Genomic DNA, 13,508 nt, shown 5'->3' on the forward strand with positions numbered 1-13,508 from the left:
ATATGGGTAAAATTCCTTTATTAGATTTGAAAAAACAGATTAATCCTATTCGTAACGAGATTGATCTGGCGATAAAGAATGTAATAGATAATGCTAATTTTATTTTAGGCAGCGAAACCAAGCTATTTGAAGAGCAGGTTTCTCAATATTGTAATGTCAAGTATTCAATAGGAGTGTCAAATGGGACTGATGCTATAAAATTAGCATTAATTGCATTGGGTGTTAAGAGCGGGGATGGTGTTTTATGCCCAACATTTACTTATTTTGCGACAGCCGGGGCAATTGCAAGTATTGGAGCAATTCCCGTTTTTGTTGATATTAATCAGGATACATATAATATTTCCGTAGAAAGCCTGGAGAAGGTTATCAAGAAAAGCAAAAAGTTGAAAATTAAAGCGGTCATCCCGGTGCATTTATACGGGCAGTGCGCGGATATGGGCGGAATTATGAAGTTAGCCAAAAAATATAAATTGAAAGTAATTGAAGATACTGCGCAGGCTTTTGGCGCTGAGTACAAAGGAAGAAAGGCCGGGGCAATTGCTGATTGCGGCACTGTTAGTTTTTATCCCGGAAAAAACCTTGGTGCTTTCGGCGATGCAGGCATGATTTTGACAAATAATAAAAGCATTGCCAATAAGCTAAAAGTGCTTAGGAATCAGGGAAATAAAGAGAAATATTTTCATACTGTTTTGGGGTTTAACCATCGCATGGATGCGATACAGGCGGCGGTCCTCAATGTAAAATTAAAATATTTAGATTGCTGGAATAAAAAACGACAAGAAATTGCAGCTTACTATAATAATTCTTTTAAAGCCTTGCCTCTTCAAACTCCTTTTGTTGCGCCTTTTAGTACGCATATCTATCATCAATATATATTGCGTCTTAATTCATCTGGTGCTAAACTTATCAAATATTTGAATGATAAGGGGATAGATGCGAGAGTTTACTATCCTCTTTCTTTGCATCTACAGAAATGTTTTAGTTATTTAGGCTATAAAAAAGGAGATTTTCTTGTTTCAGAAAGATCTTCCAGGGAAATTGTGGCAATCCCTGTGCATCCTGATTTAACCCAAGAAGAAAAAGATTATATTGTAAGCTCTATCAAGGAGTTTTTTAATGGTTAATTTATCGGTAGTTGTGCTTACTAAGAATGAAGAAGCTAATATCGCTGAATGCCTTGATTCGGTTTCAGGGTGGGCGGATGAAATAATAGTTGTAGATGATGGGTCTACTGATAAAACACTTGATATTGTAAGCAAATATACAAATAAAATAATTAAAAGAAGAATGGATGTAGAAGGAATACATAGGAACTTTGCTTATGCTCAGGCGAAAAACGAATGGGTCTTAAGCCTTGATGCCGATGAAAAGGTAAGCGAGGAATTAAAACGAGAAGTCAGTGAAGTTTTAAAGCCCGAAACAAAATACGCCGCTTTTTCTATTCCTTTAAGGAATTTTATCGGAACTTATTGGGTAAGGCATGGCGGGTGGTACCCTGCTGGAAAAGTAAGGTTATTCCGTAAGGATAAATTTAAATACGAAGAAGTCAAGGTCCATCCAAGGGCATTTATTGATGGAGAATGCGGCCATTTGACCAAGGATATAGTTCACAAAGGGTATCCTGATTTAGCGCATTTTCTAGATAGCCTTAACCGTCAGACGAGCTGGGAAGCGGAGAAGTGGTTTAATCAGAATAAGCCGATGCGGTTGGGAAGATTCTTTTATAGGACAATTGATAGGTTTATGCGTACTTATGTCGGTAAAAAAGGTTATAAAGATGGATTTTATGGTTTTGTGATTGCTTTTTACGCCGGGCTTTATCAATTTATGAGTTATTTAAAATATCAAGAAATTTTAATTGAAAGGAGAAACAAAGAATGAAAGTATTGATTACTGGTGGGGCAGGGTTAGTAGGAAGCCATAGCGCTGAGTTTTTTGCAAAAGAAAATCCAAAGAATAAAGTTATAGTTTTGGATAATTTAATGCGTTCGCAGATATTCGGTTACGATAAGGGTTCTGTTGAGTTTAATTGGAAGTATCTCGGGCAATTCAAGAATATTGAGCGGATAAAGGGCGATGTCCGCAACGATAAGGATTTGGCAAAGGCTATTGGAAAGGGTGTTGATGTCGTAATACATACTGCTGGACAACCCGGAGTCCCTTCAAGTGTGCGTATGCCAAAAGAAGATTTTAGTATCAATGCTTTTGGAACGCTTAATGTATTAGAAGCGGCACGCAAGAAATCAAAGGATACCATAGTAGTCTATTGTTCAACTAATAAAGTTTACGGAGAAAATGTTGATAGGCTTGAGCTATCAGAAAAAGAAAAAAGGTATACTTTTCGTGATGTCGCGGGAGTTAATGAAAGCATGTCAACTGATTTGACCGGGCATACTCCGTATGGAGTTTCAAAACTCGTCGGTGATTTGTATATTCAGGAATACAGCCATATTTATAAGATGAAAACAGGTGTATTTAGAATGTCTTGTACATATGGAACACGCCAATTTGGTTTTGAAGATCAGGGTTGGGTTGCTTGGTTTATCATAGCAACGTTGTTTAAACGCCCGATTACTATATATGGGAATGGTAAACAAGTTCGTGACATGCTTTATGCAGATGATTTAGTAGATGCATTTAATCGGTTCATTAATAGTGATTTAGAAAGAGGGCTTTTTAATATTGGCGGAGGCCCTGAAAATACAATATCACTTTTAGAGTTTCTTGATGAATTGGAGATTTTGGTTGGAAAGAAGCCAAAGGTAAAATTTGCTAATTGGCGGCCTTCAGACCAGAAAGTTTATATTACTGATACTTCTAAACTTCAAAGTTCTCTAAATTGGAAAATTAAGACTCCAGTTAAGGAAGGTTTAAGAAAACTTACGGAATGGGTTAAGGCAAATGAAAGTTATTTTTCTTGATCGCGACGGAGTAATAAATAAGTATCCTGGGGACACAAAATATGTTACTTCGCTTAAAGGTTTTCGTTTCTTGCCCAACACAAAGAAAGCAATTAGTTTGTTAACGAAGAATAAGTTTAAGATATTCGTTGCATCGAACCAAGCAGGTGTCGGTAAAGGTGTTTATACTCAAGAAGTCCTTAATGCAATTACCGCTTACATGCTTAAAGAAGTTAAAAAGCAAGATGGTTTAATTGAAAAAGTCTATTATTGTACCCACCGACCGCAAGATAATTGTTCTTGCCGGAAACCCAAGCCCGGGTTAATCAGGGCTGCAAAAAAAGAATACGCATTAAATCTAAAGGATTCTTTTTTTATCGGAGATACTATCCGCGATATTAATACCGCAAGAGCAGCCGGGTGTAAATCAATTCTTGTCCTTTCAGGAAAAGAGAAATTATCAAACAAGGAAAATTGGGAAGCTAAGCCGGATTTTGTATTTAAAGATCTTTTTGAAGCCGCAAAATTCCTGGTCAAACAAAGTTAATTTATCTCTTTCTTAAACGAAATGGAAAAAAAGGCTAAAATTATTATTGCTCATGCTTCTGCTGGTGCAGGGCACCGCAAAGCAGCAGAGGCAATTTTTGAATATCTAAAGGATTGCCCTGAGCTTGATGTTTGCTTAGTAGATGTTTTAACGCGGACAAATTCATTTTTTAGATTTAGTTATCAATGGGGTTATTCTTTTCTGGTAAAATATCTTATTTTTTCCTGGGGTTTTCTTTATTGGTTGACTGATTTTAAACCATTTCGTAAATTTGCTAAATCATTCTGCTTCATGTTAAATAAATCAAATACTAAAGAGTTCTCCAGCCTTTTAATAAAAGAAAACCCCGATTTTGTGATTTCAACTCATTTCTTGCCTTCAGAGATTACTTCGGATTTAAAAGAAAAAGGATTGATTAGTACTAAGCTTTTTACTATCATTACTGATTTTGGAGTACATTCATTTTGGATTGCTGATAAAACTGATTATTATGGCGTTGCGTCTAGTTTCACTAAGAATTGTTTGGTTTCTGAGGGTATTCCAGAAAACAGAATCAAAGAGATTGGTATTCCCGTAGATTCAAGATTCCTGGTTAAATATAATAAGAGCGATTTATGTAGGAATATTGGTGTCGATTCTAATAAATTTACAGTTTTGCTTATGACGGGATCTTTTGGGATCGGGCCTATGAAAGAAATTGCTGAAGTTTTATGTGAGTTTGTGCAGGTAATAGTTGTTTGTGCTGCAAATAAGAAATTATTATCCAGTTTAAACAAAAGGCAGCTTCCTAATGTAAAAGTACTTGGATTTGTAGATAATGCGTATGAACTAATGGCGGTTTCAGATGTGATTATTACTAAGCCCGGCGGGTTAAGCATCTCGGAGATTATTAGTATGGAATTGGTCCCAATTTTTATTTCAGCTATTCCAGGGCAAGAAACTATTAATATAAAAGTTCTAAATGAGTATTCTGTTGGCGTTGAGCCAAAAACAATTCTAGAAATTAAAAATCTAATCATTGATTATAAAGACCATCCGGAGAAGATTACTAAATTGAAAGATAATATAAAGAGATTAAAAAAGCCCGGCACTCTTGAGGAGATCCGTAATGTTGTTCGCCAAAATAGTAGTAGGGCTTCCTGTTGAGGGGCCGTTTGACTATATTGTGCCAGATAGCCTTAATACGGCAATAAAAGTAGGCTCGAGAGTTTGGGTAAATTTTGCTAACAGAAAAGTTGTTGGTTATGTTGTAGGATTAACGCATAAAAGTGCTATCAAGCAGCTTAAGCAAATATCAGGTTTGGTAGATTTTAATCCTATCCTTGATAAAAATTCATTTCTCCTCGCTAAAGAAATTTCTTCTTACTATGGTTGTTCATTGGGGCAGGCGATTGAAACAATTTACCCAGATTCTCTTAGAAGAGGAAAACCGCTTCAAAATATTATAATTCCACAAGGCCATCCCCAGCTTCCTAAAAAAGAAGTTATCCTAATTCATGATTTGTCAGGATTCAATAGGTGGGAAGTCTATTTAGAGCATTCAAAGCAAGCTTTAAAGAATAAGGAAGCGGTAGTAATCATTTTACCTGATATAAAAGCAGTTTTAAGAGTCAAAGAATTAGTTAAAGAAAAGCTGGGCATTGAACCTACAATTTTATACAGGAATCAACCTAATGAATTGGAAGAGTGGAGTAAAATTAAGTCCGGAAAAACTAATTTTGTAATAGGGACTCGTTCAGGTATTTTTGCACCAATGTCAAATCTCGGACTTATAATTATCGACGATGAACACGATTATGTTTATAAGCAAGAGCAGTCCCCTCATTATAACGCAAAAACAGTAGCTTTGATGAGGACAGAAATTGATAAAACAAAATTAATTCTTGGCAGCAGTTCTCCTTCGTTGGAGAGCTATTACTTGAGTAAAAAGGATAAGCTTAAATTGCAGATTATTCCAAGAAAACTCAATTTTCCACAAGTACATGTAATTGATACAAGGCGAATATCATTCGAAGATAAGAAGAGAAAGAATATTCTTACTAAGTTTTTGGAAGATGCAGTTTACTCAAGTTTACTTGCTAAAGGTAAAACGCTTTTATTTTTGAACCGAAGAGGATTTGCAACTTATGCATTTTGCCATAATTGCGCAGTTGCCTTAAAATGCCCTCGTTGCAATATTAGTTTGGTGTATCATTTTAAAGAAAATTTATTAAGCTGCCACCATTGTAATTACAAGATTACACCACCTAAAATTTGTCCAAATTGTAATTCCGGATATATTAAATTCGCTGGGTTTGGGACGGAAAAAATTGAAAGCGAGCTTTCAAGGATATTTCCTCAGGCTCGCATTAAGTTATTAGATGATGCAAGCCATGTCGATATCCAAAATGCAGACATATTTATAGCAACAAGCACTATATTTAAATTTACAAAAATAAATTTTGATCTTGTTGGGGTTTTAGCTATCGACGATACTTTAAACCGAATGGACTTTCGTTCAGGAGAAAAAGCATTTTCTATTATTTCCGGGTTAGTAAGCCTTACAGAAAATAAGATTATCATTCAGAGCAGTTTTCCTGGGCACTATTGTTTACAGGCATTTTTGAAGAAAGACCCAATTTCATTTTATGAGCAAGAATTAAGCTTAAGAAAAGAATTGGATTATCCTCCTTATAAGCATATGATTTTGGTTAAACTTCGTTCTGAGATAGAGGAAAAATCCAAAACTGCCTGCCTTACTTTATTTGATAAATTAAGAAAATCCAACAAAGAAAAGGCTATTAAAATTGTTTCAGTTAATGCCGGCATGCCTGCGAAATTAAGAGGTAAATTTTATTGGCAGATAATGATTCTTGCGGGAGATGCCAAGGAGGCAAATAAATTCTTAAAAAATCAATTAGCAGATTTTTTGCATTCAGGTATAATAGTTACAATAGACGTGGATCCAGTTTAAATTATCCTTTTGGAAAGGTGAAATTTTGTAATGAATATAATCTTTTTTGGTAGCTCACAATTTGCTCAAAGTTCATTAGCAGCTTTGCTTGAAAGAGGCTATAAAGTTTCTTGTGTCGTTACTCAGCCTGATAGAAAGAAAGGTAGAGGAATGCATTTGGAGCCTACTTCTGTTAAAGCTTTGGCAATAGAACACGGTTTAGAAGTTTATCAGCCGGATGATATAAACACGAATGAATCCGGTAGCTTCTTAAATAAGTTTAAGCCTAATTTATTTGTTGTTGTTGCGTACGGCCAGATTTTATCCGAAGAAGTTTTAAAAATCCCGAGTGTTTTTTCGATAAATGCCCACGCGTCATTATTACCTAAATACCGAGGAGCTTCTCCGATTAACCGCGCATTAATTAACTCCGAAGTTAAAACTGGGGTAACGATTATTAAATTAACTAAGAATATGGATGCTGGCCCAATAATCGCTCAGGAAGAGATCTTAATTAAAAACGAAGACGACTCTATTATTTTGGGAGAAAAGTTATCAAAGCTTTCTGCTGAGCTTTTAATCAAGGCAATTATAGCGATAGAGAATAACAAGTATGAATTATTGGAGCAAGACGAAAATAAAGTTAGTTTTGCTCCTAAGCTTAAAAAAGATGACGGCTTAATCAATTGGAGTAAGAGCGCTAATCAAATTAATGATTTAATCCGCGGCTGCCTGCCTTGGCCCGGAGCTTTTACTCATTACAATTCTAAATTGTTAAAGATATTCCGGGCTGAAGTTGGCTCGATTCAGAATTTAGATTTACCCGGTAAGATAATTGAAATCTCCAAAGAAGGCCTCCGTGTGTCTACTTCCAAAGATAGCTTAATTATCAAAGAATTACAGATTGAGGGCAAGAGAAGGATGAAGGTGGAAGAATTTATTGCCGGCCATAAGATTTGCGTCGGAGAAATGTTAAAATAAGAAACTATTTGATTTTAAGTTATTCTTCTGATAAAATTATTCTTTAAATAGAAAGATCAAAAAATATGCCAGAATTAAGAAAAGATCCGGTTATAGGAAGGTGGGTTATCATTGCAACTGAAAGGGCAAGAAGGCCTGATCAGTTTTCAACCCAGCCGCATGAAGGCCCTGTTGAAGGCAAATGCCCTTTTTGCGAAGGCGTTGAATCTCAGACACCTCCTGAAATATACGCCGTAAGGCCTAACCGCAGCGCTCCAAATACTCCCGGTTGGGATTTAAGGGTTATCCCTAGCATTGCTCCTTTTTTGAAGATTGAAGGAGAACTTGATCGTCGAGGTAAGGGTTTGTATGACTTAATGAATGGCGTTGGCGCCCATGAGATTATTGTTGAAACAAATAAGCATATAGATAATATGGCGGATTTAGGTGAGGAGCAGATTTCTAAGGTAATTACCTGCTATATTGATAGGATTGTTGATTTAGAGAAGGATAAGCGGTTTAAGTACGCGCTTGTTTTTAAGAATCATGGTTGGGTTGCTGGTGGAAGCGGAGTAAAGCATTCAAGGTCACAATTAATTGCAACTCCGGTTAATCCTAAGAGAGTAAAAGAAGAGCTTGTTGGTGCGCGGCAATATTTTGAGTTTCACGAAAGATGTATTTTCTGCGATTTAGTTAAGCAGGAGTTAGCGTCAAAAGAAAGGCTTATTCTTGATCTTGACGGATTTATTGCAGTTACTCCTTTTGCGGCAAGATTCCCTTTTGAAGTTTGGATTTTACCGAAGAAACATTCTTGTGATTTTGTGAGCCTAGATATGGATTCACGCCTAAATTTGGCGCGTATAATGAAAAAAGTCTTTTCAAAACTTAAAAAAGGTTTAAATGATCCACCTTATAATTATGTTATTCATACAGCACCATTCAGGCGTCAAAAAGGTGGATATTGGAAAACAATTGATCAGGATTACCATTGGCACATCGAAATTATGCCCCGTCTTACCCGTGTAGCAGGTTTTGAGTGGGGGACAGGTTTTTACATCTGTCCACTACCTCCAGAAAATGCTGCGGAATTCTTAAGAGGGGTAGAGGCTTAATATGGCTGAATTAAGAAGAGACCCGATTATCGGAAGATGGATTATCGTAGAAACGGATCAGCCTAATAAACCCGAAGATTACGTTCATGAACAATATGTCCCTAAGGGAGGAGTTTGTCCGTTTTGTTATGGCAATGAGTCGATGACTCCTCCGGAAATAGATTCTATCAGGCATTTAGATACCCAAGCTAATTCTTCGGGTTGGCAGGTTAGAGTTGTCCCTAACAAATTTCCTGCTTTGCAAATTGAAGGTGAATTAGATAGACGTGGAATTGGGATTTATGATATGTCTAATGGAGTTGGTGCTCACGAAGTTTTAGTTGAGACGCCATATCATCACAAGGATATTCCTGATCTATTAAATGAAGAAATTGAGAATTTTATTGTAATGTATTGCAGGCGCATAAATGATTTGGAAAGAGACAAGCGTTTTAAATATATAATGCTTTTTAGGAACTATGGCGCTGCTGCAGGGGCTTCTTTGGAGCATCCTCATACCCAGTTGATTGCTCTTCCTATGGTGCCAAAGAATGTTATGGAGGAATTAAGGGGGTCGGAGAATTACTTTGATTTTCGTGACAGGTGTTTGTTTTGTGATATTATCAGGCAAGAGAATCAGGAAAAAGAAAGGATAGTATTGGAAAATAAATATTTTATCGCTTTCTGCCCGTATGTTTCGAGATTCCCTTTTGAAACCTGGATAATTCCAAAGAAACACAATGGTTCTTTTTCTCGCATGCCTCATGAAGAAATACCGGCATTTGCCGCCATATTAAAGGATACTATTTCGAAATTAAAGAAAGTTTTTGTTAATTTGTCGTATAATTACATAATTCATAGTTCGCCGATTAATGGCGATGGAGGGCAGGATAGTTATCATTGGCATCTGGAATTAATGCCTAAATTAACCCGCGTTGCAGGATTTGAATGGGGGACAGGATTCTATCTTGTCTCAACTCCTCCGGAATTAGCCGCGCAATATTTGAAATCCGTATAGTTAAGAATATAATAACAATTAACAAACACCTGGCGCTTATCGGCGCCTGGCGCAAATAGGCATTGCGCCAGCATGCGCTTGTGCGCAAATTGCGCCAGTACCCTTTAAGGGCAAGGAGGTAACAAATGGCAGTAAAAGTAGGTATCAATGGTTTTGGAAGGATTGGCCGTCTGGTCGCAAGGGCTATTTTTGAGAAAAAGAATTCTGGCCTTGAATTAGTCGCTGTGAATGATTTAACTGACGCCAAAAGTAACGCTTATTTGTTTAAGTATGATTCAGTGCATGGGAGGTTCCCCGGGGAAGTAAAAGCAGTAGGGGAGGATTCAATTTCAATTGATGGTAAAATCGTAAAGGTTCTTTCAAAGAAGGATCCTTCAGAGCTTCCATGGAAAGATTTAGGAGTTGATATTGTTGTTGAGTCAACAGGTCTTTTTACCGTTAAGAAAGATGGAGTTAATAAAAAGGGCAAAGAGGTAAAAGGAGCGGAAAATCATATTACCAAAGGCGGGGCTAAGAAAGTAATTATTTCAGCTCCTGCTGAAGGTGAAGATATAACTATAGTTATGGGTGTTAATGAAGATAAATATGATCCTAAGAATCATAGCGTAGTTTCAAATGCTTCCTGTACGACGAATTGTCTTGGCCCTATTGCAAAGGTTATGAATGATAAATGGGGAATTGAAAAGGGGTTAATGACCACAATTCATTCGTATACCAATGATCAAAGAGTGCAGGATATGGCTCATTCTGATTTAAGAAGGTCGCGTGCAGCCGCTGTTTCAATGATTCCAACATCGACGGGTGCGGCAAAAGCGATAGGTTTAGTTGTTCCGGAATTAAAGGGTAAATTAGACGGGTTTGCAATCCGTGTTCCTACTCCTAATGTTTCGGTAGTTGATTTAACCTGCTCTTTATCAAAGAAAGTAACCGTTGAAGAGCTTAATGCGGCTTTTAAAGAAGCTGCTGAAGGAAGGATGAAGGGCATCTTGGCAATTACGATGGATCCAGTTGTTTCTGTGGATTTTAACCATTGCTTGCTTTCGTCAATAGTGGATGGTTTAAGCACAAAGGTTATCCAGGATAATTTTGTTAAAGTCCTATCTTGGTATGATAATGAATGGGGCTATTCTAATAGGGTAGTTGATTTAGCTGAATATATGGTGAAAAAAGGCCTATAATTAGGCCTAAAGTAGTTTAAGTTGTAGCTTAAAAGGGGCGGTATTCTATACCGTCCCTTTTTTTCTCTAACCTCTTTATTTTGAAAAAGTTTTAGCTTAGGAATAAGCCTGGATTTTAAGCAAAAATAGCTTGATTTGCCTTATAGATTATGGTAAATTATTAATTCACGTCTTTGACTTATTTTACCTATAAAAATAGGGCAAAAACATAAAAGAAAGGTTGAAGCTATGAAAGGAATTATCCTAGCTGGCGGAAAAGCTACACGTTTGTATCCTATCACAAAAGGCGTCTGTAAACAGATGCTCCCCGTATACGACAAGCCAATGATTTATTACCCTCTTTCAATCTTAATGCTGGCCGGAATTAGGGATATTCTTATAATTTCTACTCCTAAAGATACTTTAAGGTTTAAAGATTTGCTTGGAGATGGCTCAAATCTTGGGATTAGCTTATCTTATGCTATACAAGATGAACCAAAAGGAATAGCTCAGGCTTTTATAGTTGGGGAAGATTTTATCGGTAAAGATAAGGTGAGCTTGGTTTTGGGGGATAATATATTCTACGGCCATGAAATGACAGGGATTTTAAAAGAAGCTGCAGCTTTAAAAAACGGAGCCGTAGTCTTTGGGTATTACGTAAAAGACCCTCAAAGATATGGCGTTGTTGAATTCAATAAGAAATGTAAGGTTATTTCTATTGAAGAAAAGCCGAAACATCCTAAATCAAACTACGCAATTTGTGGGCTATATTTTTACGACAATGATGTGGTTAAAGTCGCAAAGAATCTAAAGCCTTCAAAAAGAGGCGAATTGGAGATTACGGATGTCAATAATGTGTACCTTAAGAAGAATAAACTTAAAGTAAAGCTCTTAAGCCGTGGTTATGCCTGGCTTGATACGGGAACTCATAGTGCTTTGATTGACGCGTCTACTTTTATTAAAACTGTTGAAGAGCGACAGGGGCTTAAAATAGGCTGTATTGAGGAGGTTGCTTTTAGGATGGGTTATATTAATAAGAAGGATTTGTTGATGCTCGCTTCAGAGATGAATACTGAATACGGGGAATATTTAAAAAGGATATGCCAAGATGAAAAGTAAGATTTTAATTTTAGGAAAAGGTTTTATTGGCCAGAGGCTGCAAGAAACGCTGGGTTGCGATATTTCAGATAGAAGGATTAATTCTTTTGGTGATGCAGAGGATGAGGTTAAGAAATATAGCCCTAAGATTATTATTAACTGCATTGGTTTTACCGGAAAATTTAATGTTGATGGTTGTGAAGATGATAAAGAAAAAACTCTTCAAGCGAATACGTTTGTGCCGATTATCCTGGCAGAGGTAGCGCTGAGGAACAATATTAAGCTTATTCATATTAGCAGTGGATGTATCTATCATTATGATTATTCAAAGCAGAAACCAATAACCGAAAGAGACGTACCGGATTTCCTAGATTTATTTTACTCAAGGTCAAAGATTTATTCGGATTTGGCATTGGAAAGCCTGTTTAAGAAATATAATATTTTGATTGTCAGGATTAGAGTTCCTTTTGATGCGCGTCCCGGGCCAAGAAATACCCTTACCAAATTAATAAAATACAAAACTATAATTAATATCCCTAATTCTGTAACATATGTTCCTGATTTTTTGAAAGCCATGAAGCATCTGATTAAAATTGACGCGAAGGGTATATTTAATGTGGTAAATAAAGGTGGTTTAAAGTATTCAGACATTTTGGATGCTTATAAAAAATATGTGCCTGGTTTTGAGTACACTGTAGTTGATTTCAAGAAGCTTAAAATGACAAGAACTAATTTGATTCTATCTACAGCTAAGCTAGAGAAGTCAGGATTTAAAGTTAGGCCCATTAAGGAGGTTATTGAAGAGTGCGTAAAAGAATATGTAAAATATTAGTAACGGGCGGGGCAGGGTTTATTGGGAGCGCTTTTGTCCGGCTTTTGGTAAAGAAGGGGATTAAGCCTGTTATCTGCGACAAACTTACTTATGCCGGAGATTTAGAGCGCCTTAGGGAAGTAAAAGGAAAGTATAAATTCTATAAAACTGATATTTGCGACCTAAAGAATTTAGAAAAGATCTTCAAGATTGAAAAGCCTTCCGCAGTTGTTCATTTTGCTGCTGAAACGCATGTAGATAGAAGCATAATCGACCCAACCGTTTTTTTAAAAACGAATATTATTGGAACACAAAACCTGCTTGATTTGTCAAGAAAATATAAGATTACCAGATTTATCCATATTTCTACTGATGAAGTCTATGGGGATATTTTAAAGGGGAGTTTTACTGAAGAGTCGCCGATTAAGCCGAATAGCCCATATGCTGCATCAAAAGCTGCAGCTGATTTGTTGATACGTTCTTATGTACGTACATATGATTTCCCAGCAATTATCATAAGGCCAAGCAATAATTATGGGCCTTGGCAGTATCCTGAGAAGTTAATTCCGGTAGCAATAAGTAAGGTTATTAATAATAAAAAGATCCCTGTTTATGCAAATGGTCTAAACGTGAGAGAATGGTTGTATGTTTCTGATTGCGCTGAAGGGATTATTTTTTTACTAAATAATTCTAAAGCAGAAGGAATTTATAATTTAGGCAGTGGGCATCGAGAAAAGAATATTAATACTGTAAAACAGATTTTAAGGATTTTGGGGAAGCCTGTTACCATGTTGGAATTTGTTAAAGATCGGCCTGGGCATGACTGGCGCTATTCGTTGGACTCTTCAAGAATACGAAGATTAGGCTGGCAACCCAAAACTAATTTTGTTTTAGGCCTTAGAAATACGGTTAAATGGAATACAGAAAATGAGAATTGGCTGCGGGGAAAGGCCTAATTACTTCGGTAAGATTATTTTTTTAACTCTTTGGTTAC

General features: G+C 36.5%; 13 protein-coding genes. All 13 read left to right on the forward strand.

Annotated features, from left to right (window positions below; genetic code table 11):
• The first annotated feature begins 2 nt into the window (after window positions 1-2).
• The 13 genes from PHO70_00290 to rfbB all read left to right on the forward strand — a co-directional run bounded on the left by PHO70_00290 (window position 3) and on the right by rfbB (window position 13,470).
• Window positions 3-1,124, forward strand: coding sequence for a DegT/DnrJ/EryC1/StrS family aminotransferase (locus PHO70_00290; protein MDD5431416.1), 1,122 nt, complete (start codon window positions 3-5; stop codon window positions 1,122-1,124).
• Window positions 1,117-1,881: a glycosyltransferase family 2 protein gene (locus tag PHO70_00295; protein MDD5431417.1), complete on the forward strand. Its 765-nt coding sequence runs from the start codon at window positions 1,117-1,119 to the stop codon at window positions 1,879-1,881. The genes PHO70_00290 and PHO70_00295 overlap by 8 nt, the downstream gene beginning before the upstream one ends.
• Window positions 1,878-2,921, forward strand: coding sequence for a GDP-mannose 4,6-dehydratase (locus tag PHO70_00300; GenBank protein ID MDD5431418.1), 1,044 nt, complete (start codon window positions 1,878-1,880; stop codon window positions 2,919-2,921). Before PHO70_00295 ends, PHO70_00300 begins: the two co-directional genes overlap by 4 nt.
• The gene (locus tag PHO70_00305) at window positions 2,902-3,447 is read left to right on the forward strand and encodes an HAD family hydrolase (GenBank protein MDD5431419.1); all 546 of its coding nucleotides are present in this window, start codon (window positions 2,902-2,904) and stop codon (window positions 3,445-3,447) included. The genes PHO70_00300 and PHO70_00305 overlap by 20 nt, the downstream gene beginning before the upstream one ends.
• A gap of 21 nt (window positions 3,448-3,468) precedes the next feature.
• The gene (locus tag PHO70_00310; protein MDD5431420.1) at window positions 3,469-4,593 is read left to right on the forward strand and encodes a glycosyltransferase; all 1,125 of its coding nucleotides are present in this window, start codon (window positions 3,469-3,471) and stop codon (window positions 4,591-4,593) included.
• Window positions 4,556-6,400 carry a primosomal protein N' gene (priA, locus tag PHO70_00315; protein MDD5431421.1) on the forward strand — a complete coding sequence of 615 codons (1,845 nt, stop codon included), beginning with the start codon at window positions 4,556-4,558 and terminating at the stop codon, window positions 6,398-6,400. Before PHO70_00310 ends, priA begins: the two co-directional genes overlap by 38 nt.
• Before the next feature lie 30 nt (window positions 6,401-6,430).
• On the forward strand, window positions 6,431-7,360 hold the full coding sequence (gene fmt, locus PHO70_00320; protein ID MDD5431422.1) for a methionyl-tRNA formyltransferase: 930 nt from the start codon (window positions 6,431-6,433) through the stop codon (window positions 7,358-7,360).
• A gap of 65 nt (window positions 7,361-7,425) precedes the next feature.
• A complete protein-coding gene (galT, locus tag PHO70_00325) occupies window positions 7,426-8,451 on the forward strand; it encodes a galactose-1-phosphate uridylyltransferase (GenBank protein ID MDD5431423.1) in 1,026 nt (341 codons plus the stop codon).
• 1 nt (window position 8,452) lies between these two features.
• Window positions 8,453-9,448 (forward strand): galactose-1-phosphate uridylyltransferase, encoded by a 996-nt coding sequence (gene galT / locus PHO70_00330; protein ID MDD5431424.1) that lies wholly within the window; start codon window positions 8,453-8,455, stop codon window positions 9,446-9,448.
• Window positions 9,449-9,573: 125 nt separating this feature from the next.
• Window positions 9,574-10,626: a type I glyceraldehyde-3-phosphate dehydrogenase gene (gene gap, locus PHO70_00335; GenBank protein ID MDD5431425.1), complete on the forward strand. Its 1,053-nt coding sequence runs from the start codon at window positions 9,574-9,576 to the stop codon at window positions 10,624-10,626.
• 228 nt (window positions 10,627-10,854) lie between these two features.
• On the forward strand, window positions 10,855-11,724 hold the full coding sequence (gene rfbA / locus PHO70_00340) for a glucose-1-phosphate thymidylyltransferase RfbA (protein ID MDD5431426.1): 870 nt from the start codon (window positions 10,855-10,857) through the stop codon (window positions 11,722-11,724).
• Window positions 11,714-12,535, forward strand: a complete 822-nt coding sequence (locus PHO70_00345; protein MDD5431427.1) for a sugar nucleotide-binding protein — start codon at window positions 11,714-11,716, stop codon at window positions 12,533-12,535. Before rfbA ends, PHO70_00345 begins: the two co-directional genes overlap by 11 nt.
• Window positions 12,508-13,470, forward strand: a complete 963-nt coding sequence (rfbB, locus tag PHO70_00350) for a dTDP-glucose 4,6-dehydratase (GenBank protein ID MDD5431428.1) — start codon at window positions 12,508-12,510, stop codon at window positions 13,468-13,470. Before PHO70_00345 ends, rfbB begins: the two co-directional genes overlap by 28 nt.
• The last annotated feature ends 38 nt before the right edge of the window (window positions 13,471-13,508 follow it).

It is taken from the genome of Candidatus Omnitrophota bacterium (genome assembly GCA_028715415.1).
GTDB lineage: Bacteria > Omnitrophota > Gorgyraeia > Gygaellales > Profunditerraquicolaceae > JAQURX01.